Origin of the sequence: Streptomyces sp. NPDC051452, assembly GCF_044454765.1 — a bacterium.
Classification (GTDB): Bacteria; Actinomycetota; Actinomycetes; order Streptomycetales; family Streptomycetaceae; genus Streptomyces.
The window spans coordinates 1,162,909-1,186,419 of sequence record NZ_JBITEB010000001.1; the positions used below are offsets into that span (position 1 = coordinate 1,162,909).

Sequence of the window (23,511 nt, forward strand, 5' to 3'; positions counted from 1 at the left end):
CGCCGCGCGGGGGCGTATGTGTCCGCCCTTGGGGGCGAGGTGCCCTGGCCGGACGACGTGATGTCGCACGTGGATGCCAAGGACGCGTACGGGCACGGTGCATCGTTGGCGGCGGTGGCGAAGTGGCTGAATGTGCCGACCAGTTTGATCACCGGATGGCACGATGCGCTGGGCGACCAGACTTTCGAGCGCGCCGATCCCTGCGGCCTCCGTCTCACCAGGGTGTGCGTGCACGTCGGCGGCGAAGACGATTGGCGGGACATCGACGACTGGCCGCCGGCCACGGCCGTCAGACCGTGATTTCCCACCGTCCAGGGGTACCTCGCCCAGCAGGCTCCCACGGAATCCGCACCACTGACGTCGTTACGAATCCTTCGTGAACGCGCTGGCGTGGTCGGCGGCCCACTGGCCAAACGTCCGCGGCGCCGTCCCGAGGATGTCGCGCACCGCGGTGGTGACGTAGGCGGGTTGTCCGACCGTCGCGCTCCACGCGGCGAGCAGCATGTCGACGACAGAGCAGGGCGCCGTGCCCTCTGACAGACTGCGGAACTCGTCTGGTGTCATCTCCTCGAATGCGATCCGGCGCCCCAGGGCATCGCCGATGAGGCCCACCTGCGCGGCCTGGGTGAGCGATTCGGGACCCGTCAGGACGTAGTCCCCTCCGATGTATCGGTCCTGGTAGAGCGTCCGAGCCGCGACGGCCGCGACGTCGTGGTCGTCGACCGGTGCCGTCTGGGCGGCGCCGTACGGCCAGCGGACGACTTCGCCCGCGCGGATCGCGGGCGCCCACCAGGCCAGCGAGTTCGATGCGAGCATCCCCGGCCGGATGATCGTTGACTCGAGTCCGGTTGCCGCGATGAGTCGCTCGATGTCGGCGTGCAGGTCCGCCATCGGATTGGGCTGCTGGAAGAAGGGGTGCGGCGTCTGGTGCGGGGAGGAGAGGAAGACGACTCGACGCACATGGGATGCCAGGCGCGCCACGACTTCGGCGGCGGTCCGAGGCGGAGCGGTCCAGACGAGGAAGACCGCGCCGGCGCCGCTCAATGCAGGGTCGAGCGAGTCGGGCGCGGTGAGGTCGCCGGTGAAGACCTCGACCTTCGCCGGCAGCGTCGCAGCTGCCTCCGGACGACGGGTGAGGGCGCGTACCGGCACGCCCGCGTCGAGGAGTTGGTCGATGACGACGCGGCCGATCCGGCCCGTCGCCCCGGTCACGAGCACGGGGGGACTGTCTGTCTGACTCATGCCGCCCATGAAAACGTTACTCGGTTAAAAAAGCAACCCGGTCATGCTTGATGTTATGGTGGTCGAATGAGCGAGCCGACGGGTCTGCGGGCCCGCAAGAAGGAGCGGACGCGCGACGCCATCGCCGACGCGGCCGTATCGCTGTTCCTGGAGCACGGCTTCGACCGCGTCTCGGTCAACGACATCGCCGCGGCCGCCGAGATCTCCAAGCCGACCCTCTTCCGGTACTTCCCCACCAAGGAGGACCTGGTACTGCACCGGTTCGCGGACCACCAGGGCGAGGCGGCCCGCGTCGTACATGGCCGCGCGTCCGGTATCAAGCCGGTGACGGCGCTGCGCCGGCACTTCCGGGCCGCGCTCGACCGCTTCGACCCTGTCACCGGCCTCAACGACCATCCGCAGGTGGTGGCGTTCCATCGGCTGGTGTTCACCACACCGAGCCTGGCGGGACGGCTCACGCGATACCAACTCGAGGACGAAGAGGCACTGGCGGACGCCCTCGGCGAAGGCATCCAGGCACGCCTGCGAGCCGCCCAGGTACTCGCGATACAACGGGTGCTCGCCCGGGCCAACTGGCAGAAGATCGCCGATGGTCGAACCGCTCGCGACGTCCACCCCGAGGCCGTAGCCGATGCCGACCAGGCATTCAACCAACTACGGTGAGAAGCCGAAGCCGGCCCCGGCCGGCCGCGCCGGCTCCGGTGGTCATCACGCCGAAGACCACTGCCGCCCAGGCGGATGCCGCCTGTGGCACCCAGCTGAAGGCGGCCCACGGTGCCGGAGCCGTAAGCCCGTCACGTGCGTCGGCCTGGGGCGAGCCGTCGCCTGCCGCTGCCGGCCGACCGGCACGCGCCTGACAGACACGGCGAAGATCAAGGGCAACCGTAGCAAGGCTGCCCGTCCAGCCGGCACCGTCCTGCGGGCAAGGAATGCGACGAGTACCCCTTCGCCTCCACCTGGCAGGCCGCGTCCACCGGCGGCGCCCCAGACGGCGGCAAGGCTCTCACTAACGGCTGCCTCTACAACCGGATAAGTTCCTCATCTGGATCAGGAACTAGTCACCGCGGAGTATCCGGGACGTGCCATGACCGAGCCGGCCACACACGGGCAGCGACTCGTGCCTGTGCACTACCACCAGTTCAGGATCAGCGATGAGGACGGCTCCGTCGGCCCCGACCTGCCCCGCCGGCACAACGGCCTGGTCGAGGTAGAAGACGGCATCGCCACCATCCTCACCGGCATCCACACCGGCGACGTCGACATCACCGTCACCTAGGTCGCCTCTACGACACCCCTGCAGCCTGAACGATCGTGACGAGCCCACAGCGCGAGGCCGGGCGCTTCCAGACCGCACCTGTGAGGGGCGCGGACCGGCAGGGACCGGGAGCCACAAGCTACTGAACTCGAACTCGTGATGTCGGTGGCGTCGCGGAGACCGCTGGACGCTGGCCGTTTGAGATCAAGAGCATGCCTGCAGCCAGTGACGCGCGGCAGCCAGTGTCACTTCGATGTCGTCGCTCCATGAACAGACCTCCAGCCATGACAGGTAGCCGCCTTGCGTGAAGACCAGAACCTCACCGGGGCGCTCGCCGGCTTCGGTGACGAGCTGCGCTTCGGCCGCCACGACAGTGCCGGGTTCGGTGGGCGCGGGCTCTACCTCGCTAGAGTCGAGTTCGAAGTAGGTGGTACCGCATCCGCATGTGCAGCGCGCTCGCACGCTGAGGTGTGGAACCTGCCTTCGGAGTGCGACATGAACCGGATTGTCGGCGTTCAGGACTGCCGCAAGCACCTCGGCTACGTCTGCAGGCAGGCTTTCGACCATTCCGTAACCCTATCTGACCAACGACTTACGGCTTTGACTGTGCTGGCGTATCGCCGATCGGCCAGCCAGTGTGTTCACGCGCCGAGAACCAGGACGGTGCCGAAAGAGCAGCCGTTGATGATTTCCGGTATGCCCGTCGACAAGATCGCAACGGTAACGTTCACCAGCCCGGACCGGGTCCGCGACCTGATCCACAGCTTCAACGCCGACGGTCTCAACTCGCTCTACCCCTGGTATCGGGGCGATTGGCCCAGGACCTTCACACTGCCCGAGCGCCGCGAGATCAGGAAGGCCACCAGGTCGAAGCCGGTCGAGCACAGCCTGCCGTTCTCGATCTGGATCACGATGGCCTGCGCATTCTGGTCCGCGAGGAAGGCGCCCACCGTGCAACGCGCGAATACCTGGAAAGCCTCCAGGGCCCCGACTACGCCGCCAAGAAGGCCCGAGTCGAGCACCTCTACGCCATTGCCGATGGTGAGGTCCCGAACTACGGACGCGCCAACGGGCGGACATCGCCGTTGCGGGGACCGCGCGTGTTGTCACTGCGCTACTTCAACCCGGTCGGGGCCGACCCGCAGCTGCGCACCGGGCTTCAGCTCAAGAGGCCCAGTCACGCCCTGGGAGTGCTCATCCAGGCACACGAGGAAGGTCGTCTGTTCCTGGTCACGGGGACGGACTACCCGACATGAGACGGCTCGGCATCAGGGAATACGTGCACGTCTCGCCAACGGCGCCGGCCCCCTCCACCTCGCACAGCTCTTTTCCCGCGGCGCGAAGGCCAGCCACCGCTACGCCGATGCCGGAGAGGATTCCGGCAGAGATTCAACGGCAGAGCTCCATGATCGTGTCGTCGAATTGCGGGAACTCCCGGGTGGCCAGCTCGATCACGCCAGCGGCTGACCGGCGCTGGCCCGGTGCGAACCGCTCAGCGATGGCCATCAGATCGTGGTTGGGGCGCGGGATCCAGTCGGGCTCATAGGAGGTGGCCGCTTCCCAGGGGCCGAAACCGTCGGCCAGTAGCCACAGGAAGTCGCCCAGATCACGCGCTACGACACCGGTCTCCCCCTCGGACCCGAGGAAGACAACGGGTTGATCGGCCAATTGCTGGCTCGGGCGGATCAGCCAGAACGCCGCATAGCCGCCCGAGCCATCCTGACCGACGACGCGGAAGCGGTCACCGTCAAGTTCGCCGTTTCCCGTCCAGGCCCGGAGCCAGTCGGTGGTCTCCTCAGCGGACAGGAATGCCTCGTAGGGTTCGAAGTCGACTCCGTCACCGCCCGCGTAGTCAAACGGTACGGCCATCGCCGCGGCGAGCGCGGCGGGGAACTGTCGATCATCGGTCGGCGTCACTCGCACAGGTTAGCGACACGGCAACCCGCCTCGCTCACGGGGCAGTATCGCCACGGTGTCCAAGGGTTCGTGATTCGGAGCCTTCAGATTTCCTGAACCCACGGAAGTTAGGCATCGAGCCGTTCTACTGCCGACCCGTCATCGAGGACGCCCATGAGAAGGGCCGACTGGCCGGTGCAGATCGACTCCACGATCGTCCCCGCATTATCAGCGGAGCCGTTCACCGACATCACCAGCGTGTCATCGCCGAACGCACCCCCGAAACGGGATACGTTCGCGCCGTTCGTGAGCGCCGGTAGTGGCATACCTCCGAAGGGTGCGCGAGACGGTGACGAGGGTAGATGACAAGCACGCCCAGTTGTTGGCGTCCGGTCTGAACCTGGGCGCTCCCGTGGGGTCGGAGGAGGCCCTGTACGACGGGGGCGCCATGCGCCCCTACGAGTTCGGTCGGATCCTGTTCCATCCCCGGAACGACGAGGCATTCGAACTCCACGGCTTGATCCTTGCCACCTACCTGGACCTCGGCGCGGAGTACAGCGGTCTCGGCTATCCGGTCACCGACGAGATCGACGACGCGACCGTCCCGTTCGGGCGAATGAACGTGTTCGAGCAGGGATCGCTGCGCTTCGATCCCGCTGTCGGCGTGACGCAGGCACTGTCCGAACGCGAGCTTGTGCCTTCGGTGACGGTGAAGGTGGTCGACGGCACCTTCGTACCGCTCGGTCCGGGCGGTGCCCTTACTCTCACCGATTTCGCCAACGCGGTGGTCGGGCCGGGGTTCGAAGCGGTGATCGCGGTGATCGACTCGCTACTGCCGAACCTGCGGCTGCGCCGCGTCTTCGACACACACACTGGCGACGAGATCCAGGTGATGATCGACGAGGCCCGCACTGCGGACCCGGACTACCTGGCACCCGACTTCAACAACTTCCTCGCGATCGACTGCCCGCCGGGATTCGACACCGACGGACTGGCCGCCGTGTTGGCCCAGCTGAGCGGCGCCGTGGAATTCGCGTACACCACGCCGCCGGCGTCCGACCCTGTCGTCGGCACCCCGAACCCGCTGTTCAACCAGCAGGGATATCTGCGACCGGCGCTCGACGGAATCGGCGTGCAGGAGGCGTGGGCGAAAGGTGCCGACGGCTCCGGGGTGCAGTTCATCGACGTCGAACAGGGCTGGTTCCTCGGCCACCAGGACCTGCCGGCCGGGATCCAGCTGCTCGGCGGACACAACATCGCCAAGAGTTTCCCGCACGGAGCCGCCGTGCTCGGCGAGGTGATCGGCACCGACAACACCGTCGGAATCTGCGGCATCGCGCCGGCCGCCTCCACTCGGGTGATGTCGTACAACCAGACGAATCCGCCGTTCAACTCCTTCCAGAGCCGCCAGGAGATCGCCAATGCGGTGATGGTCGCTCAGGCGCAGCTCCGACTCGGCGACGTCCTGCTGGTGGAGGCCCAGATCGCGGGGACCATCGGCGGCACCAACCACTTTGTCCCGGTCGAGACCGACCCCGCGGTGTTCGCCGCGATCCGGCTCGCGACCGCACGCGGGGTGAGCGTCATCGAGGCGGCCGGGAACAGCGGCGCCCCGCTCGACCAGTTCGTCGATCCGCAGGGCCATCAGATGCTCAACCGACAGAGCCCGGACTTCCAGGACTCTGGAGCGATCGTGGTCGGCGGCGGCTCCTCCGCGCCCCCGCACGGGAGGCTGGCCGCCCCAAATCCGGCGACTAGTGGGGTGGTGAGCAGCTTCGGTACTCGTATCGACTGCTATTCCTGGGTGGAAAACGTGGTGACCTGTGGCGACCCCACGGCACCGACGAAGGCGGACGGTTATTGGACCGCACCGCCGTTCGGAGGGACCTCGGCGGCGGCACCGGTGATCGCCGGCGTCTGCCTGTTGGTGCAGGGCCTGTTCCAGATCCTCAATCCGGCGACCGGGTCGCCGGGAAGGATCTCCGCGCGACGGATGCGCAGCGTGCTCACTCGCCCGCTCAACAGCAGCGCGGGGGCTCCGGGCGCCTTCATCGGGGTGATGCCCGACCTGCACAAGTTGATCGCCAACGAGTTCGTCTAGACCGGCAGGAGTGCCCACATGCCCGCGGACGAGGTACCGGCCGAGATTGCGGCCGCTCTAAACGAAAGCGCCTTCAGCCTACTGCAGCTCGAAGGCGTGAACGGCATCGACGTCGGGGTCGATGAGGCCGACGAATACACGCTGCGACTTCTGGTGAGCAATCCGGACGACCCACCCGGGGGGCTGCCGGACTCCATCGGGGGATTCGCGTACATCCTCGTCGCCGGCACACCGCAACTGGAGCAGACCGGGATTCCGGACCAGCAGACCTACGGCATTCCGGGCAGGGATCCGATCATGGGCGGAATCCAGCTCGGGCGCGCGGCGATTGTGGGCGGAGACGTCCACGCGGGCACGCTCGGTTGCGTGTTTCGCGACCCGGCAGGGTTGCCGGTCGCGGTCAGCAACGCCCACGTCATCTGCGGTGCGGTCGGTGACGCGATCCAGCAGCCGGCGCCGCAGACCGATCCGGCACCGACGAACGAACGGCTCGGTTCGCTCCAACAGTGTCTGGCGCCTGACACCCCATCACTGTTCCCCGGCGGTCTTGTCTCCGGCTCCTTCGACGCCGCGCTGTGCTCGGTCGACGGCGCGCGTACGGCGGAGGTCGGACGGATCGCCGACATCGGTGTCGCGACCGCCATCTCCTCGCCGCGGATCGGTTCGGTCGTCCGTAAACGCGGGTATAGCACCGGGGTGTCGCACGGGGTGGTCGAGGGCACGCTCGGCGCCTACAAGGCACGCAACCACGACGGCAGCGAGCTCTGGATGCTGCTCGGCCAGGTGTCGATCGTGATGATCCCGGACCTCGGACTGAATCCGCAGGGGGTGTGGTCGCGGTCCGGTGACTCCGGGTCGGTGGTGGTGAACGAGAGCAACGAGATCGTCGCCCTGCACTGGGGTGGCGACGGGATGCGCGGCTACGCAACGGATTTCGCCCCGATCGCGATCGCGTTCGGGCTCGGCCTGTAGTTACGGCTGTAGTTACGTCGGCGAGCGCGGGCACGCGGCGGCGGACCGGGATCTGTACATCCCTCGCTCGTGGACGGGCGCCCCGGACTGTTGCCGGGCAGCCGGACTCCGCTCACCGCGTCGGCGGAGATCCTGGTGGCGGGGGCGCAGGTGAGCGCCCCACGGCCAAAAGCCAGCCCACCAGGCACCCGGCACCAGGCACTCCGCTATTACCTGCAAGTGACAACGAACGATCACTGTCCGAGACTCGCGGTTACATGCTGTCGGACGGGATGGGCGTGGCCTGGTGGTAGTACATCTGCCAGGTCGCGTCCGCACCCTGCTTGCGCCAGAGAGAACTGCGCCGTGCCCGGTTTCCATCCAGCGTGGTCTCGTAGGTGAGATGCACCAGCCCGGGGGCCAGCAGGACACCGGTGAACTTAGAGGGCTCGTAGCGCGGACCGCCTTCTGCCGCACCGTCCATCTCGGGCAGCAAGGCAAGCATCTCGTCATACGTCCACCGCCGCCCCGAAGCGCCGACCTCTACGAAGTCAGGGTCCAGAAGTTGCTGGGCAAGCGAGCGTGATGCGCGCACCTTGGGGTCCATGAGGCGCAGCTCGCCTGCGATCGCCTCGCGTATCTCATCGGTCTCTCGGCTCATGCAGGCATCTTCACCCAGGTGGCCAAGCCCGTCGCAACCGAGATACCACATGGCTGTGCAACCCAACCTCAGGGCTGGCTGGGCACACCACTATCGGGAGGGCGCCTAAGGACTGGAATCAGAATGAGGTCTGTGGGAGTCGGGAATGACGTCATGTCAGGTCTTGTCGATGCGGCCCGGAGGGGGTAGTTGCGACCGAGACTCGTGGCGGGCGCAAGCCGTGGGAGGTTGACGATGGGCTGTGGGAGCGTATCGAGCCGCTGTTGCCGGTGATTGAGCGGCGCTTCCGGTACCCGGGGCGTCGCCGGCTCGATGACCGGCGGGTTCTGTGTGGCACCCTGTTCGTGCTCTACAACGGCATCCCCTGGCGCTACCTTCCGCAGGAACTCGGCTTCGGCTCCGGGATGACCTGCTGGAGGCGACTGCGGGAGTGGAACGAGGCCGGGGTCTGGCAGCGCCTGCACGAGATGCTGCTGGCCGAGCTGAGGGCGGCCGGCGTACTGGATCCGTCCCGGGCGTCGGTCGACTCGAGCCATCTGCGGGCGATGAAAGGTGGTGCGGCCACCGGCCCGTCCCCGGTGGACCGGGGCAAGACCGGCAGCAAGCACCACGTGATCGTCGACGCCCACGGCATCCCGCTGGCCGTCACGCTGACTGGCGGCAACCGCAACGACGTGACCCAGCTGATCCCACTGATCCGAGCTGTCCCGCTGATCCGAGGCAAACGCGGCCAACCGCTGCGCCGCCCCAAGCACCTGTACGCCGACCGCGGCTACGACCATGAGAGCTACCGCGACCAGGTCCGACGGTTCGAAATCACCCCGCACATCGCCCGACGCGGCACCGAACACGGCTCCGGACTCGGCGTCCACCGCTGGGTCGTGGAAGGCGCCATCGCACTACTGCACTGGTTCCGCCGCCTACGCATCCGCTGGGAGATCCGCGACGACATCCACCGTGCCTTCATCACACTCGGTTGTGCCGTCATCTGCTGGCGACGGCTGAGGACCCCGCTCTGACAGGCCAACGTAAGGTGGCATCCCATGTCGCGCACTCGCGTCGAGCACAAGGAGGCGGAATGCTCGCTAGCCTGTCGGTGTTGGCGGCCGGAAGGCGTCATTCTGTCGGACGGCGCTGGGACGGAACCGTTCTCGCCGCGGGCAATTCCGCAGCCGCAGAATGTCGTGTCGAGCGATGGGAAGACGTCGTCGCGGTCGCAGCCGGCAACGTCCATACCGCGACGAACACGGGCAGGTCTCATACGGTGGGACTCCGGTCGGACGGTACGGTCCTGGCAACGGGGTGGAATGGCGATGGGCAATGTGATGTCACCGGATGGCGAGGCGTCACGGCCGTGGCCGCAGGCTGGCGCCAAACGCTCGGGCTACTCGACAGTGGCCGGGTGCTAGCAGTTGGCCGCAGTTCAGAAGGACAGTGCGACGTGCAGTCCTGGCGCGAGATGGTCGTCCTCTCGTGTGGTGACTGGCACTCGGTCGGTGTCCGGTCAGACGGTTCTGCACTGGCCGCGGGGAACAACCGACGACGGCAGTGCGCCGTTGAAGGATGGCGTGACCTGGCTGCCATTTCGGCCGGGTATCTCCATACCGTCGGCCTCAGAACCGACGGGCGGGCAGTAGCGACCGGAGACCGGGTAACCGGGGCGTGCGAGGTCGATGAGTGGGAAGACATGGTGGCGCTCAGCGCGGGCAGCTACCACACCATCGGGGTCACTGCGTCCGGACGGGTCCTCGCCGCGGGAGACAACAGCTACGGACAGTGCGAAGTCGGGGATTGGCGCGACATTATCGCTGTGGCGGCCGGTTCAACGCACACCCTTGGCCTGCGTGCCAACGGCACAGTCGTGACCGCAGGCAACAATGCCGACAGACAGTGCGAAGTCGATGACTGGTCCGGAGTCCGGCTTCCATAAGCCCCCCGGGCCGCGCCAAGGCGAACTGGCACACCGTCATCCCCTAGCCCAGAGACCTCATTCTGATTCCAGTCCTAAGTGTCACGTGCAGTGACAACTTCGCTTATTTCTCCTCCGCGTTGGCTCGGCGCGCTGTGCTGAAGCGGCGTTGGTAGGCGGCGGGGCTGATCGACAATTTCCTCGCGAAAACTCTCCGCATGCTCTCATAACTCGGGAATCCGGCAAGGGTCGCCGTCTGTGTTGCGGTATGCCCCTGGTCGAGTAGAGCTTTTGCCATGTCGAACCGGATCGTCTCGACGTACCGGGCCGGCGTGGTGGACAGCTCGTCTCGGAAGAGCCGCGTGAGATGCCGAGGGCTCACGCCGAGGTGCTTGGCGAGTTCGCCGAGTGAATGGTCTCCGCCGGGGTTCGCCGTGATCAGGTCGGTGATTCTGCGGAGCGCCGGAGATCCGGGCGGCGGCCCTTGCAGTGGGGCGGAGAACTGTGACTGGCCGCCCGAACGCTGCAGATACACCACCAGGGCACGGGCGACCTCGCGTGTCAGATCAGGGCCGTGATCCTCCTCGACGAGTGCCAGTGCCAGGTCGATGCCGGCGGTCACGCCTGCCGAGGTGTAGGTGGTGCCGTCCCGGACGTAGATTGCGTCGGGTTCGACACGGCTGGTCCGGCAGCGGGCGGCCAGCTCGTGCGCGACCTTCCAGTGCGTGGTCGCACGCTTGCCGTCCAGGAGATCGGCGGCGCCGAGGATGAATGCTCCGGTGCAGACGGAAGCGACCCGGCCGGCCCGGACCGCCAGCGTTCGCGCGGCCTCGATCAGATCACGTGGGACACGTGTGCGCGGGTAGAGGTCTGCGCCGGCCACCAGAAACGTGTCGGGAGCGGGCTCGGTGGCAACGGCCGCGTCGACCGCGATCCGAATCCCGATGGACGAGGTGACATCGGCACCGTTGGGTGACACCAGCACGATCTTGTAATCGGCACCGAGGCGGTTCGCTTCCCCGAACACCTCGGCGGGGCCGACGACGTCCAGGAGTTTGACCCCGTCATAGACGAGGATCGCGACCCGATGCGTGGCGGACCCCACGCCCTCACCGGCCGCCTGTCCGGATTCGGGTGACTCATGTCCGTACCGAGGTGGCGCCGGACGCCGGGATGTCGGCAGTGTGGAAGACGGACGCACCGTTCATTCGTAGCACATTGATATCGGAAGGCGCACAGGTCATGAGCGAGATCATCGCGGGAGTGGAGATTCCCGAAACGGCGGCGGTCGCCGAGCAACCCGCCTCATGCGGAAAATGACCAGCCCCCTCATCTACCATCACTCCCGGCGCGTTTTCGTCTTCGGCGTCCTTCACGCTCGCACGCTCGGCTTGAAGCCCGACCCGGAGCTTCTTTATCTGTCCGCCATGTTCCATGACACCGGCCTCTTGACGCCGTTTTCCGACGTGGAGCAGCGCTTCGAGGTCGATGGAGCCGACCACGCACGTAAGTTCATGCTCGACCGCGGTTTCCCGGCTGCGGCCGTCGACGTGGTGTGGACGGCGATCGCGCTGCACACGACTCCGGGAATTCCCGGGCGGATGGGCCCGGAGATCGCCATCACGAACTTCGGGGTACTGACCGACGTGCTCGGCTTGGGTCTGGACGAGCTGGATCGCAGCCAAGTGGATGAGATCGTCGCCGTCCACCCGCGGGGCGACTTCAAGAACGAGTTCTTGCGGGCCTTCGTCGACGGGCTCAAGTACCGTCCGGAGACCACGAACGGAACTGTGAACTCGGATGTGCTGGAGCACTTCATTCCCGGCTTCCGTCGCACGACCACGGTCGAACGCATCATCGGCGCTCCCTGGCCCAGCTGATGAGGGCGCCATGAAAGACGACGCGATGAAACGCGCGAGTCGCCCTCACGACGCGCGTCAAGCCTTCGCCTTGCTGGGTGTTGGCCACGTTGGCCACTGCAAGCGGCCTGTGGTCCTCGTGAGTGGGTACCGGGTTGTCCCGGGCCGATAGGTGCCGTGGGCGGTGTGTCGACGAGGGCGGGAGGTTCGGGCCTTGTTCGAGGGCTTTGAGACCAGGCGGATTCAGCTCGATGAGGCATCGATTGCGGTCCGTTACGGCGGAGACGGGCCGCCGGTGGTGCTGCTGCACGGACACCCCCGGACATCCGCGACCTGGCATCGCGTCGCCCCGCTCCTCGTCCGACACGGTTTCACCGTGGTCTGTCCCGATCTACGTGGGTACGGCCGGTCCACCGGTCCGGCGCCTACCGCGGACCACGCGGGATACTCCAAGCGGGCCGTCGCGGGTGACGTGGTCGAGGTGATGCGCTCCCTCGGCCATGGCAGCTTCGCGCTCGCCGGGCACGACCGCGGAGGCAGTGTGGCGCTGCGTCTCGCGCTCGATCATCCCGACGCGGTCTCGCGGGTGGCGCTGATCGACTGTCTGCCCCTCACCGAGCACCTGTCCCGCATCACGACCGAGTTCGCCACGCAGTGGTGGCACTGGTTCTTCTTCGCCCAGCCGGACATCCCCGAGCGGGTCATCAACTCCGATCCGGACAGCTGGTACCGCGGCGATCCCCAGAGCATGGGGCAGGAGAATTACGAGGAGTGGCGTGAGGCCACGAGGAACCCCGACGTGGTGCGGGCGATGCTGGAGGACTACCGGGCCGGCCTCACCATCGACCGGCGGCACGAGGAGGACGACCGTGCGGCTGGGACACGGATCCAGTGCCCGGCACTGATCCTCTGGTCGCTCCGAGACGACCTCGAGGACCTGTACGGCGACCCGTTGAAGATCTGGCGGCAGTGGGCCCCAGACGTACGCGGCCATGGCATCGACGCAGGGCACCACGTGGCCGAAGAGGCCCCGGAAGCGCTGGCCTCCTCCCTCGCGGGCTTCTTCGCCGGGCGGCATGAGTAAGGAACGAGCCTCCAGATCTTCCAGGCCTCGGACCTGGTGCGGCTTGCCGCGGAACGTGGCGTGATGCTGTCGCGCGAGCCTTGCCGGTGCCGGCACAGCCCGGTTGCCGGCGGTGCGGACCGTCGGGAAGCTGGAGCGGGCGCACATCGAGGGAGGTGACGTGACCACGGCACACGGAACCGGTTCAGCGGGCGGGACGGGCCGCCGGCGATTCCTCGGCCTGTGCGCCGGGGCGGGCCTCGGCGCCACCGCCGCGTGCACAGGCGGCGCGGGCCGGCCGCACACCACTTCTTCGGCGGCCGAGCGGCACCGGCCGGAGGCGGAGCGGGACTATCCCGGCACCGACGACTGGCGACTGGGCACGACCGGCCCACCGGACGCCGTGGCCGGCTACACCGACCGGGTGAGCGTGACACCCGGCGAGGAGTTCGCTCTGCACGTGTCGACGACCGCCGGCTCCTTCCGGGTCGACGCCTTCCGGGTCGGCTGGTACGGCGGACGGCAGGCCCGGCTGGTCTGGGCTTCGGGCCGCATACCCGGCCGCGCTCGGCCCGGGCCGCGGCTGCTGCCCACGACGCGTACCGTTCGCGCCGACTGGCCCGCCACCCTCACCGTGGACACCGCCGGGTGGCCGGAGGGGGCGTACCTGCTGCGGCTGCGGGCGGAGAGCGGACACCGGCGCTACGTCCCCCTGATCGTCCGCTCCACCGAGGCCGCGGGCCGCACGGTCCTGCTGCACGCCCCGGCCACGTGGCAGGCGTACAACCGCTGGGGTGGCAGCAGTCTCTACGTGGGTCCGCTCGGCGACTACGCCTCCCGCTCCCTCGCGGTGAGCTTCGACCGTCCCTACGACGGTAGCGGTGCCGAGAAGTTCCTGGTGTACGAGCGGGCGCTGGTGGTGCTGGCCGAGCGGCTCGGCATCCCCCTGGCGTACACCACCGGCCCCGACGTCCACCGGAACCCCTCGGTCCTGCACGGGGCGCACGCCCTGGTGTGCCTGGGCCACGACGAGTACTGGACGCCCGAGCAGCGCGCCCACGTCACCGCCGCCCGGGACGCCGGCGCGAACATCGCCTTCCTGGGCGCCAACACGTGCTTCCGCCGCATCCGGCTGGAACAAGGGGCGGCGGCGGACGCCCGCACGGTGGTCTGCTACAAGAGTTCCGTCCGCGCCGATCCCTGTTACGGCTCCCGCCCCGCCCAGGTCACCACCGACTTCCGCCTGCCGCCGGCCCCCGACCCCGAGTCCGCGCTGACCGGGGTGCTCTACGAGGGCTTTCCGGTCGACGCGCCCTACGTCGTCCACGCGGCCGACCACTGGCTGTACGACGGCACCGGGGTGCGCGCCGGTGAGGGCTTCCCCCACCTCGTCGGCGTGGAGTACGACCGGGTGCCGTACGGCTCCCGGCTTCCGGGCCCGCTGGAGATCACCGCGCACTCGCCGCTGGTGTGCCATGGCACGCCGAGTCACAGCGACTCGGCGTACTACACGGTCCCCGGCGGGGCCGGGGTGTTCGCCACGGGCACGATGCGGTGGGTGGAGGCTTTGATGGCGGGCACCGGTGAAATCGGCCGCGACCACGGCATGGACGTGCGCACCCGTTCCTTCGTCAGCCGTACCACCGAGAACCTGCTGCGCACCTTCGCGCGGGGTCCGGCGGCCCGGCACGCGCCACCACCGCGCCCCAACACGGCCACCGTGTACGGCGACACGGGCTGAGACACCATTCCTCTGCGAGGCGGCACGGGCCGGTCCCCGCTGGACTGTGGCGTCCAGGTGGCGGCCCCTCGGGAGGGTCGGGCCGGCCGGAACGTGGACATGTACCGGTCTCCGTGTGACACGTGCGGCCCTCCGGGCGGGCGGATACGCCTTCGCGGGGTGAAGCTGGAGGCGTGAACAGCAGTGACGAGCGCCGGGTAGGTGCCGGGCAGATCTCCGCGGCTCTGGCCGCCCTGGCGGGCGAGCCGGTGGCGGATGCCGAGAAGCTCCGCGAGGAGCCCCGGGAAGAGGACCGCCTGCACCTGCTCGGCAGCCTGCTGGCCAAAACGGAGTTCGAGATCACCGCCGCGACCCGGCTGTCCGAGGAGGACGAGATCGAGGACGTCCTCGAGACGTCGCTCGGCTGGCGCGAACAGCTGGGAGAGGATCCCGGCGTCGCGGTCAACGTCCTGACGAACCGGCTGCAGCGCACCGCGCTGCAGGTCTGTGAACCCGAGGAAGAAGATCTGCCGCCCGGCCGGGAGGCCGCGTTCGCCGCCGTCATGACGGCGGTGTACGCGCTCAGCGCCCAGCTGCACGCCGAGCAAGGCGACAAGGAGGGAACCCGGCACGCCCTGAGCGGGGCCGAGGAAGCCCTCATCGACATCCTGCACGGCATGCACGACCTGCGCGTCGCCATCGGTGACGCGCCCGCGCAGGAGGACGAGGCCGACGGCTGACCCGCTCGCACCTGTCCCGCGAGGGGCGCGTGCCCTGCTGCCGACCGGGCCTCCGGACCGGGCAGGCGGCGACCCGCTCCTGCCGGTCCCCGCCTGCCTCGGTCCAGCCTGGTCAACTCGGCGATCGTTCCGCCGAGGACCCGGTCGCGTACCTCGCCCGGCGTTGCACCGCCGGACCCGGTGCCCCACGCATTGGCCGAACAGGCCGGTCACCAGGATGGGGTCGTGGATGACGCAGGCATAGACGCTCTTGCGGCTTGTCAGACGATGGTGAGTCTGTCGGTTCGTATGCTCGGGCCGGCCGGGGCAGGTGACCAGGACGGTCATTTGCCGCTCCCGGCCCGACCGGGGCACCTCAAGCGGGGATGGCCGGCGCGGCGGTCTCCAGGATCTCCTTGAGGGCGGCCAGTTCGGTGTCGACCAGTTCGGCCTGCTGCTTGAAGACTTCCTCGGTGAGCGATGGCGGCTGATGAAAGGTGATCATGAATTCGGCACCGTCGCCGTTGGGAACCACCCGGGCCGGCACGCACCAGGCGGCGGTGTCGTCGACGTAGTCGTGGTCGAGGACGCCGAATTCGGCGTTCGCGCGCACACGCAGCCTCGCCGGGCCCAGCGGGGTGGACATGCGCCACCAGTCGGGGTCGTCGGTGGGCTCGATGGAACGAATGTTGACCACGGCCCACTTCGGCCAGTTCGCGGGGTCGGCAAGGAAGGCGAAGACCTGCTCCCAGGGGCAGTCGATGCCAACGGTCTTGGTGATGGAGTGCGTGATGCTCATCGTGTTCTTCTCTCAGGCTGCGTCGGGTGGCGGAGCGGGATGGGTTTGCCCCACCAGACGCCGGATCCACTCCTCCAGCTGCCGTCGCTGGCCGGCGTCGAGCGAGCCGAAGTAATGGGCGTCGTTGCGGTCGGCGAGCTCGGCCAGGACCGGTACGAGGGCCTGTCCCTGACCCGTTAGCACCAACCGGACCGTACGCCGGGACGCGGGGTCGGGCTCGCGGCGGATCAGTCCCTTGACCGCAAGACGGTCGACCAGCCGCGAGACGGCTCCAGGATCGATGTCCATGTGCGCGGCCACGGCCTTGGTGGTGTCGTGGCCGTGGTGGACGCTGATCATCACCCCCCATTGGGAGACGGTGACGTCATGCCGGGAGAGTTCGCTCTCGAAGCGGCTGTGCACCTCGTCGGAGAGGCGTCGCAGCCAGTAGCCGAGGTGGTCGTGGAGTCCGCTGGTGTCGCTCACCCGTCCATTGTCAGTTGTCGCGACAATTCTTGTCAAGGCAAGCATGAGGCCCGGAGCGGCTTCCGCCGCCTGCCGACCGGCTCCCCTGTGAGGTTGGCGGCGAGGTGTAGCGCGGCTTGGTAGGCGATGGCGTGGAAGCTCCGCCGATGAGTTTCCTGCGGGTGTGCGGTCTACCCGTCGACGAAGGGAGCGCACCGTGCGCGAGATCATCGTTTGTACGTTCCTGACGCTGGACGGCGTCATGCAGGCGCCAGGAGGTCCGGACGAGGATTCCGAGAGCGGCTTCGAGTACGGCGGTTGGCAGAAACCGGTGTCTGACGACGAGGTCGGCACGGCCATCGCCGGTTGGTACGAGCACTCCGACGCGATGCTGCTCGGCCGCAAGACGTACGAGATCTTCGCGTCGTACTGGCCGACCGCCGATCCCGACAACCCGTTCACCGATCGGATGAACAGCATGCACAAGTACGTGGCATCCCGGACCTTGACGTCCGTCGAGTGGCAGAACTCCACGCTGCTGGAGGGGGACGTCGTCGATGCCGTACGCACGTTGAAGGAGTCCGAGGGCGGCAACATCAACGTCGTCGGTAGCGGCGACCTTGCACAGACCCTCATGCGGCACGGCCTCGTCGATGAATACCGGCTGACCATCCATCCAGTGATCATCGGCACCGGCAAGCGGCTGTTCGCCGACGGGGCGATCCCTGCTCTGCTGGAGCCGGTCAGCGTCTCGACGACGAAGGGCGGCACCATCGTCGGCGTCTACCGGCCGAACGGTGAGCCCGGCTACGACAGCTACTAGCGAGCCAAGGGCCGTGTCCCCTCGACCTGTTGGTCAGTTCGGCGTGGCCAGGGAGCGATGAGGTAGGCGTCCGCGACGGACACCGCGACGGACACCGCGCCGGCATCCGCGTCACGGGCCGGGATGATCGCGGCCGATGTCGTCGAACCGGAGCAGGGGAAACGTCGTAGTGGTCCCGCCGCACCGAATACGAGCGGTCGCCTACCTTTCCGTTTCCGTGGCCAGTCGGGCGGCGCACAGGCTGAGGTGGTGCCTCTCCGGGAGGTTGGCGGTGCGGCGGGCGGCGATGCGGTAGTTCGCGGCGGCGGCCTCCCGGTCCCCGGCGAGGTCGTGCAGATGGGCGCGGACCGCGTACAGTCTGTGGTGGCCGGTGAGCGCGGGCGGCGGGTCGGCGAGCAGGGCGAGGCCGGCGACGGGGCCGTCCATCATGGCGACGGCGACCGCTCGGTTCAGGATGATCAGTGGATTGTCGGATATACGGCCGAGTACCTCGTACAGGGCGAGGATCTGAGGCCAGTCGGTGTCGGCGGCGGTACGCGCCTCGTCGTGGACGGCCGCGATCGCCGCCTGCACCTGGTACGGACCGACCGGACCGCGCGGCAGGGCGGCGGTGATCAGCGAGACGCCCTCGGCGATCGCGGCTGTGTCCCATCGGCCGCGGTCCTGCTCGGCCAGCGGGACGAGTTCGCCGTGCGGGCCGGTACGGGCGGCCCCGCGCGCCTCGGTGAGCAGCATCAACGCGAGCAGACCGGCCACCTCGGCGTTGTCCGGGAGCAGCGTGTGGACGGCCCTGGTGAGGCGGATCGCCTCCTGCGAGAGTTCGACGCGCCGCAGCTCGGCGCCGGTGCTGCTGGCGTAGCCCTCGTTGAAGATCAGGTAGAGGACGTGTAGCACCGCGTCCAGGCGAGCCGGCCACTCGGCACTGTCCGGGATCCGGAACGGCACTCCGGAGCTCTTGATCCGCTGCTTGGCCCGGCTGATCCGCTGGCCCATGGTCGCCTCGGGGACGAGGAACGCCGCGGCGATCTCACCCGTGGTCAGCCCGCCGACCGAGCGAAGGGTGAGCGCGATCGCCGAGGCCGGCGACAGCACAGGGTGGCAGCACAGGAACAGCAGCGCGAGGGTGTCGTCGTGCGCACCCTGGTCCCCGGCGTCGGCCCCGGGTGCGGACCGCCGGTCGGCCGGGATCTGACCGGCCACCAGCTCCTCGCGGCGACGGCGGGCCTGCTCGCTGCGGACCTGCTCGGTCATCCGGCGGCCGGCGACCTGAACCAGCCAGCCGCGCGGGTTATGCGGCACCCCCTCGGCCGGCCACTGCGTGGCGGCGTCCAACAGGGCCTCCTGGACGGCGTCCTCGGCGGCGGCGAAGTCCCCGTAGCGGCGGGTGAGCACGCCGACGACCTGCGGCGCGAGCGTGCGCAGCAGGTCCTCGACAGTTGGATCGAAAGTCACAGGGGGTGTTCAGAGCTCGGTGGGCGGAGCCGCCATGATCTGGCGCACTTCGATCGGCATATCGAGCGGCCGTCCACCCGGGCCGGGGGCGGCGGAGACGGCGGCGGCGATCTCGATCGCCCGCTGCTCGGTGTCGCAGTCCACGATCCACCAGCCGGCCACCCACTCCTTGGACTCCGGGAACGGGCCCTCGGTGACGACCGGCGCGCCACCACTGTGGGAACGCACGATCCGGGCGGTCTCCGGCATGGCCAGGCCCTGGGCGTCGACCAGCTCCCCGGCGGCGGCCAGGCCGGCATTGGTCTGCTTCATGAACCGGATGTGGGCCTGGATCTCCTCGGGCTTCCACTCCTCGAGCTTGGGGAAGTCGACGTTCTGCTCGCTGAACTGCATCAGCAGCATGTACTTCATGGTTCTGCTCCTCGTTGGTCGTACCCGCCCCGCGCGGGGGCCGTCACGGGTAGGTAGAAGCACGCGCGGCGTTTTCGACATCCTCGACGGGAATCCGCGAAAAAATTTAGCGGCCCTCAGGGGACGAGCCCGCAGCCACCCCGCGATACGCGGCCTGCTCCCAGCAAGTCACCACCCCAGCCCGCAGGTTCCGAGCGGACACCCTGGTCAAGAGGCTGCCCAAGCGGGCCTGGCAGAAGCTGTCCGCAGGAGGGGGGCGAAGGGGCACCGCTTCTACGACTGGGTCAGCGAGTGGAAGAGACGTTCCGGTCCGGCAAGGGTCTGCCCGGACCGGACGAGCACCAGGTCCGCCACTAAGCGTCCCGGCCCCGCTGGGAGCACCCTTGCCATGCTCGCCCACGCCTTCCTCGCTGGTCCCGCTGGCGACGCCGCCACCGCAAGGCCGACAGCGCAGGAAAGCTCGCAGTGGTTGTCGCATCTACCTTTCGCCACCTTTAACTTCCGAGGAGTTCAAGGATGCACCGGGAAGTTCAGCGGGTGCGGACGGCGCCGGCTGGTGCGAGGATGGAAGTGGTGTGGGGAATGAAATCGAAGGGCATCCGCAGGTCGAAGTAAACGCGCCTGGCTGGACTTTCCTTTCTTTCTGACGATGAAGCGTCGAGTTGGTGACCGGCAGGCGACTCCGCCGACGCGTTGCTCCCCAGGGGTGACAGTGAGGAACGCCTTTCTCGCAAGGAAAGCCGACGACCATGGCATGGGGATTGCGCGACGCGGTCGGGTTGACGAACGCGGGCACTCAGTGCCCCAACCAAGCCTTGGACCAGCAGCAGGTTGCCGAACTTCTGGACGCTGTCGGCCCGCCCGCCGGCGGTACCTCGCTGGACAGCCTTCCTCCCATCGGTGACGGCTTCGCCTCGAACGAACTGTGCGAGGCCATCCGCAACTTCCAGTCGGTCCAGGACGGCCTGGTAGCCGACGCGCGGGTGGACGTGGACGGTGCCACCTGGACCCGGCTGATGGAGCTGGTCGGTCCCGGCCGCGCCCCGGCCGGGGAGGGGGTCCCGCTTCTGCTCTCCGTCTCGGACTACGACGTCGTCGAACTACCGCAGAGCGTCACCCCGTGGCCATCCCTCGTCTACACGCTCCGGGGGAAGGTCGCGGAGTGGGACGGGGCCGGAATCCACATGGAGCTCTGGGTGAATGGGCCAGTGAAAGTCGCCTGGAGCAAGGAGGCGTACGCCCTCGGCTGTGAGGTCTCTCCGGACTTCGCCGCCATGGAGTCCGCGGTCGCCTCCGGCAGCGCGCGGGCCATCGGAGGAGCCGCTCTGGACCAGCTCTGCTCACGGGTCAAGTCGGAGGCCAGGGGTGCGGTCGGTGCCCTGTTCTCGGCCGTCAGCGTGAGCGTCGGTCCCGATGGCACACCCCGGATCGGCGGAACCATCGGTGATGAAACGGCCTTCCTCCGAGTCGAGTTCGAGCCGGCGGAACGAACGGTGATCTACACCGGCAGTGTGCATGTCTTCCAGTCACATCCGGTGACGGACGGCGAGGCGCAGCTGTCCGGCGATCTCCAGGTCCAGTTGCGCATCACCACTGGAGAGGAGGATTACACGGCCAGCCTGGCGGCGGCCGTGGCCGTCCTCGCGGCCGCAGTTGTGCTCCTGGCCCCTGTGGCGCAGTGGGCAGCGGGCAGTGAGTTCGTCTCGGGTCTGGGTGCCGGTGTCGATCAACTCCTGGTCCGGATCCCGCTGCGGGCGGCCCCCTAGAAGACTGATGAATCCATGCGCTCGGCTTGAGGAGGCCAGCCATGACCGCTTCCGGTTCCGCAGCACCCCACACGACGTCCGCCGGACTCCAGCTCGGTGGCCTGGAGTCGGAGAATCACCCATGGAAGATACGCCTGGTTGATCATCCAAAGCGTTACGAGTCGGTGTACTTCTGCGCCGCGAAGAAGACGGCGAAGAAGATCCTCGCCGAGATGAACGATGACGAGCTGCCCTACGGAGTGCGGCCGCCCGGCGCCCATCCTTGGGAGATGCATCACGGCGGCAGTCTGTGGGTCAAGGGGCAGCACGGCTGGCGGATGTACCGCGCGAGGGTCGGCATCGAGTGGAGCATGCAATTCTGCGCGCAGCCGTCGAAGGTCGACCGGCTGCGCCAGGAGGCCGCTGAGCTCGTCGCCGCGTTTCCGCTCACCCTGCCGGCTCTGGCGGCACTGGGGTATGAAGAGGCCGAGCAGTTGCTGCGTACCCCGATCACCGACGCCGACGGCGTCGAGCGGTGGACTGACAGCCTGTTCAACGCCTGCGTCCCGATGACCCACGACAACCACCAGGGAGTCCTGCCGGGAGTTCCCGGTGAGCACCACTACCCATGGCCCGTGAAGGGCGCGGACTTCGTCCGGTACGACGACTTCGAGCTGTGGGTGACGCTGCCCGACGGAACCCACGGCGCCGTCGCCCCGGTGGATCGCCGAGGCTCGGGTGACGGTCACGTGCGCCTGGTCCACGTTCCGGAGACGAGCGAGGCGGCGGGCGCGCTCGCCGAGGCGCAGGAGCAGGGGAAGATGGCTGTCCTGCCGCCCAACAGTTCCGTGGCGCTGCAAGCGTTCGCCCACCAGATCGAGCCTGACCGGCGTACCGCATCCGGTCCGCCGGTCAACCCTTCGTGACGCATCGGTCGTCGTTGCGTGGCGTCCATCCAGGCCCCGTGTCATCGGGGTGGGCCCGTAGGCGTTACGGCGCCTACGGGCCCACCCACGAAAGGCCTACTTGGTCGATGAGCGGCTTGCGCCCGCGGTGTTCCAGTGGGGAGCCACGTCGGACCCGAAACGACCCCCAGCCGGGCGTTTTTCGAAGTGCAGGTGGGGCCCGGTGGCGTTTCCGGTCGAGCCCACTTTGGCCACCTGCTGCCCGGCCCGGACCGAACCACTGGTGACGTTCCGCTGAGAGAGGTGGCAGTACCAGTAGTCGAACCCGCCTGACCTCAGCACGAGGTAGTGGCCGAAGCTGACATCCTCCCCGGCGCGGACCGAACCGCTGAGGACGGCGACACAGGGCGTACCCGTCGAGGCGGCGTAGTCCGCACCCGTGTGGTAGCCCAGACTCCAGTGGGGTCCTCGCTGGTGATACGGGGTTGTCACCGTGTGTCCCGGTACGGGAGAGGAGACGACGTGACCATCTACGTCACCACTCGTCGCCGGTACGCGGAGCCTGTCCCAGGACTGCGGGCCGGGTATGCCGTCGGCGTCATCGGCCGAGAAGCCGAGCTTGTGCTGCCAGGCGGCGTAGGACTGGCGGTCAGCGTCGGCCCACCCGGGGCCCGGTCCCGTCTTGTACTTCCCGCACCCTTCCTCGACGAGGCGCTTCCTCATGGCGCTGAGGATCGGACTGCGTCGGCCTTCGTGGAAGAACGCCGCTCCAGGGAACGGCTCATGCGCGGACATGGATCTCTCCTCCTCAATAGACCTCAGTAGGGATGGGGCGGAAGGTTCGGATTCGCTTGCTGGACCCGGGAGATGTCTCCGTATCGGCTCCAGATGTAGTTGATGGAGGCTGCGATGTTCGCAACGGGGTCATAGATCCGATTCGCCGTGCCTGCTTGATGATGCTCGGCGAACGTGCCGGGAATCACCTGCGCGTACCCGCGGGAGCAGTTGAGTCGCGCTCCGTCCACCTGCCGCGGTCCCGTGGCGTTCATGTCCTTCTGATTCACCGCGTTGGCTATGAAACTTGATTCGCGATTTATGAGGGTGAGCAGGTTCGCGCCATTGCTCACCCCCGTGACCAATTCCTTCGGGGCGCCTGTCTTTTCGCACGCCTCCAGCGCAAACGTGCGAGCGGTTTCCTCGTTCGAGGCGATCCCGGAATTCGTTGTGTACTGGACGAAGCTCTTGGCGATGGATCCGTGATTCCGGCAATCCACGTCGAACCCGGCTCTGGCGCCGAGTTTCGTCAGTGATGTGCAGCCGGGGAATCCGTTCGCGTCCGAGCCGGTGAAGCCGATCGATTTCTGCCAGTCGGCGTAGGCGCTCTTCGTCTGCGGTCCGAACTGGCCCGTGGCTCCCGCGGGGATATCGAAACCAGCATGGATCAGTGCACTCTGCAGGGTCTTGACCTCATCGTTGGTCATGCCGAACTGCACGTTCGAAAGGGAGACCATTGCGCTCCTCCTCATATCGGAGGTTCCGTCCCGGTCAGCGTCCGC

General features: G+C 67.9%; 25 protein-coding genes and 4 pseudogenes. 17 read left to right on the forward strand and 12 right to left on the reverse strand.

Going from position 1 to position 23,511, the window contains the following annotated elements:
* Positions 1-69 precede the first annotated feature (69 nt).
* Positions 70-300, forward strand: coding sequence for a hypothetical protein (locus ACIBA9_RS04930; RefSeq protein WP_399359892.1), 231 nt, complete (start codon positions 70-72; stop codon positions 298-300).
* 63 nt (positions 301-363) lie between these two features.
* Here ACIBA9_RS04930 and ACIBA9_RS04935 read toward each other — a convergent pair whose 3' ends face one another.
* On the reverse strand, positions 364-1,242 hold the full coding sequence (locus tag ACIBA9_RS04935) for an SDR family oxidoreductase (protein ID WP_399359893.1): 879 nt from the start codon (positions 1,240-1,242) through the stop codon (positions 364-366).
* Between the two features lie 66 nt (positions 1,243-1,308).
* Between ACIBA9_RS04935 and ACIBA9_RS04940 the strand changes: the two genes are divergently transcribed.
* Complete coding sequence (locus tag ACIBA9_RS04940; RefSeq protein ID WP_399359894.1) at positions 1,309-1,905, forward strand: TetR/AcrR family transcriptional regulator; 597 nt, start codon at positions 1,309-1,311, stop codon at positions 1,903-1,905.
* A gap of 421 nt (positions 1,906-2,326) precedes the next feature.
* Complete coding sequence (locus tag ACIBA9_RS04945) at positions 2,327-2,518, forward strand: hypothetical protein (RefSeq protein ID WP_399359895.1); 192 nt, start codon at positions 2,327-2,329, stop codon at positions 2,516-2,518.
* A gap of 183 nt (positions 2,519-2,701) precedes the next feature.
* Here ACIBA9_RS04945 and ACIBA9_RS04950 read toward each other — a convergent pair whose 3' ends face one another.
* The gene (locus ACIBA9_RS04950; protein WP_399359896.1) at positions 2,702-3,064 is read right to left on the reverse strand and encodes a hypothetical protein; all 363 of its coding nucleotides are present in this window, start codon (positions 3,062-3,064) and stop codon (positions 2,702-2,704) included.
* Positions 3,065-3,309: 245 nt separating this feature from the next.
* Here ACIBA9_RS04950 and ACIBA9_RS04955 point away from each other — a divergent pair, with 245 nt between their 5' ends.
* Positions 3,310-3,753 carry a hypothetical protein gene (locus ACIBA9_RS04955; RefSeq protein ID WP_399359897.1) on the forward strand — a complete coding sequence of 148 codons (444 nt, stop codon included), beginning with the start codon at positions 3,310-3,312 and terminating at the stop codon, positions 3,751-3,753.
* A 133-nt stretch (positions 3,754-3,886) separates the two neighbouring features.
* On the opposite strand, the gene ACIBA9_RS04960 is transcribed toward ACIBA9_RS04955, so the two are convergent.
* Entirely contained in the window at positions 3,887-4,414 is a 528-nt protein-coding gene (locus tag ACIBA9_RS04960) for an SMI1/KNR4 family protein (protein WP_399359898.1), read from the reverse strand.
* A gap of 328 nt (positions 4,415-4,742) precedes the next feature.
* Here ACIBA9_RS04960 and ACIBA9_RS04965 point away from each other — a divergent pair, with 328 nt between their 5' ends.
* Positions 4,743-6,494 (forward strand): S8 family serine peptidase, encoded by a 1,752-nt coding sequence (locus tag ACIBA9_RS04965; RefSeq protein WP_399359899.1) that lies wholly within the window; start codon positions 4,743-4,745, stop codon positions 6,492-6,494.
* Positions 6,495-6,512: 18 nt separating this feature from the next.
* Positions 6,513-7,466, forward strand: a complete 954-nt coding sequence (locus ACIBA9_RS04970; protein ID WP_399359900.1) for a hypothetical protein — start codon at positions 6,513-6,515, stop codon at positions 7,464-7,466.
* Positions 7,467-7,719: 253 nt separating this feature from the next.
* Here ACIBA9_RS04970 and ACIBA9_RS04975 read toward each other — a convergent pair whose 3' ends face one another.
* Positions 7,720-8,106: a DUF4440 domain-containing protein gene (locus tag ACIBA9_RS04975; protein ID WP_399359901.1), complete on the reverse strand. Its 387-nt coding sequence runs from the start codon at positions 8,104-8,106 to the stop codon at positions 7,720-7,722.
* Between the two features lie 227 nt (positions 8,107-8,333).
* Between ACIBA9_RS04975 and ACIBA9_RS04980 the strand changes: the two are divergent.
* The 3 genes and pseudogenes from ACIBA9_RS04980 to ACIBA9_RS04990 form a co-directional block, all read left to right on the forward strand.
* Positions 8,334-9,125 (forward strand): annotated as a pseudogene (locus tag ACIBA9_RS04980) (IS5 family transposase); the annotation flags it as partial.
* A gap of 59 nt (positions 9,126-9,184) precedes the next feature.
* Positions 9,185-9,529 (forward strand): annotated as a pseudogene (locus ACIBA9_RS04985) (chromosome condensation regulator); the annotation flags it as partial.
* An 18-nt stretch (positions 9,530-9,547) separates the two neighbouring features.
* A complete protein-coding gene (locus tag ACIBA9_RS04990; RefSeq protein WP_399360017.1) occupies positions 9,548-10,036 on the forward strand; it encodes a hypothetical protein in 489 nt (162 codons plus the stop codon).
* A gap of 103 nt (positions 10,037-10,139) precedes the next feature.
* Here ACIBA9_RS04990 and ACIBA9_RS04995 read toward each other — a convergent pair whose 3' ends face one another.
* Positions 10,140-11,120: a GlxA family transcriptional regulator gene (locus tag ACIBA9_RS04995; protein ID WP_399359902.1), complete on the reverse strand. Its 981-nt coding sequence runs from the start codon at positions 11,118-11,120 to the stop codon at positions 10,140-10,142.
* A 211-nt stretch (positions 11,121-11,331) separates the two neighbouring features.
* On the opposite strand from ACIBA9_RS04995, the gene ACIBA9_RS05000 reads away from it, so the two are divergent.
* From ACIBA9_RS05000 to ACIBA9_RS05015, 4 genes are all read left to right on the forward strand, one after another.
* Positions 11,332-11,895, forward strand: a complete 564-nt coding sequence (locus ACIBA9_RS05000) for an HD domain-containing protein (protein ID WP_399359903.1) — start codon at positions 11,332-11,334, stop codon at positions 11,893-11,895.
* Positions 11,896-12,088: 193 nt separating this feature from the next.
* Positions 12,089-12,958, forward strand: a complete 870-nt coding sequence (locus ACIBA9_RS05005; protein ID WP_399359904.1) for an alpha/beta fold hydrolase — start codon at positions 12,089-12,091, stop codon at positions 12,956-12,958.
* A gap of 160 nt (positions 12,959-13,118) precedes the next feature.
* Entirely contained in the window at positions 13,119-14,678 is a 1,560-nt protein-coding gene (locus ACIBA9_RS05010) for a N,N-dimethylformamidase beta subunit family domain-containing protein (protein ID WP_399359905.1), read from the forward strand.
* A gap of 173 nt (positions 14,679-14,851) precedes the next feature.
* Positions 14,852-15,397, forward strand: coding sequence for a hypothetical protein (locus ACIBA9_RS05015; protein ID WP_399359906.1), 546 nt, complete (start codon positions 14,852-14,854; stop codon positions 15,395-15,397).
* Between the two features lie 355 nt (positions 15,398-15,752).
* Here ACIBA9_RS05015 and ACIBA9_RS05020 read toward each other — a convergent pair whose 3' ends face one another.
* Both ACIBA9_RS05020 and ACIBA9_RS05025 read right to left on the reverse strand, forming a co-directional pair.
* Entirely contained in the window at positions 15,753-16,175 is a 423-nt protein-coding gene (locus ACIBA9_RS05020; RefSeq protein ID WP_399359907.1) for an SRPBCC family protein, read from the reverse strand.
* A gap of 12 nt (positions 16,176-16,187) precedes the next feature.
* A complete protein-coding gene (locus tag ACIBA9_RS05025; protein WP_399359908.1) occupies positions 16,188-16,640 on the reverse strand; it encodes a MarR family winged helix-turn-helix transcriptional regulator in 453 nt (150 codons plus the stop codon).
* 196 nt (positions 16,641-16,836) lie between these two features.
* Here ACIBA9_RS05025 and ACIBA9_RS05030 point away from each other — a divergent pair, with 196 nt between their 5' ends.
* Positions 16,837-17,442: a dihydrofolate reductase family protein gene (locus ACIBA9_RS05030; protein ID WP_399359909.1), complete on the forward strand. Its 606-nt coding sequence runs from the start codon at positions 16,837-16,839 to the stop codon at positions 17,440-17,442.
* A 201-nt stretch (positions 17,443-17,643) separates the two neighbouring features.
* Here ACIBA9_RS05030 and ACIBA9_RS05035 read toward each other — a convergent pair whose 3' ends face one another.
* Entirely contained in the window at positions 17,644-18,894 is a 1,251-nt protein-coding gene (locus ACIBA9_RS05035) for an RNA polymerase sigma factor (RefSeq protein WP_399359910.1), read from the reverse strand.
* A 9-nt stretch (positions 18,895-18,903) separates the two neighbouring features.
* On the reverse strand, positions 18,904-19,305 hold the full coding sequence (locus ACIBA9_RS05040; protein ID WP_399359911.1) for a YciI family protein: 402 nt from the start codon (positions 19,303-19,305) through the stop codon (positions 18,904-18,906).
* Positions 19,306-19,457: 152 nt separating this feature from the next.
* On the opposite strand from ACIBA9_RS05040, the pseudogene ACIBA9_RS05045 reads away from it, so the two are divergent.
* The 3 genes and pseudogenes from ACIBA9_RS05045 to ACIBA9_RS05055 form a co-directional block, all read left to right on the forward strand.
* Positions 19,458-19,762, forward strand: a pseudogene (locus tag ACIBA9_RS05045) (IS701 family transposase); the annotation flags it as partial.
* A gap of 292 nt (positions 19,763-20,054) precedes the next feature.
* Entirely contained in the window at positions 20,055-21,071 is a 1,017-nt protein-coding gene (locus ACIBA9_RS05050; RefSeq protein WP_399359912.1) for a hypothetical protein, read from the forward strand.
* Positions 21,072-21,112: 41 nt separating this feature from the next.
* A complete protein-coding gene (locus tag ACIBA9_RS05055) occupies positions 21,113-21,976 on the forward strand; it encodes a DUF6424 family protein (RefSeq protein WP_399359913.1) in 864 nt (287 codons plus the stop codon).
* A 96-nt stretch (positions 21,977-22,072) separates the two neighbouring features.
* On the opposite strand, the gene ACIBA9_RS05060 is transcribed toward ACIBA9_RS05055, so the two are convergent.
* The 3 genes and pseudogenes from ACIBA9_RS05060 to ACIBA9_RS05070 all read right to left on the reverse strand — a co-directional run bounded on the left by ACIBA9_RS05060 (position 22,073) and on the right by ACIBA9_RS05070 (position 23,466).
* Entirely contained in the window at positions 22,073-22,447 is a 375-nt protein-coding gene (locus tag ACIBA9_RS05060; RefSeq protein ID WP_399360018.1) for a M23 family metallopeptidase, read from the reverse strand.
* 57 nt (positions 22,448-22,504) lie between these two features.
* Positions 22,505-22,744 (reverse strand): annotated as a pseudogene (locus tag ACIBA9_RS05065) (peptidoglycan-binding protein); the annotation flags it as partial.
* Positions 22,745-22,773: 29 nt separating this feature from the next.
* On the reverse strand, positions 22,774-23,466 hold the full coding sequence (locus tag ACIBA9_RS05070) for a peptidoglycan-binding protein (RefSeq protein ID WP_399359914.1): 693 nt from the start codon (positions 23,464-23,466) through the stop codon (positions 22,774-22,776).
* Positions 23,467-23,511 lie beyond the last annotated feature (45 nt).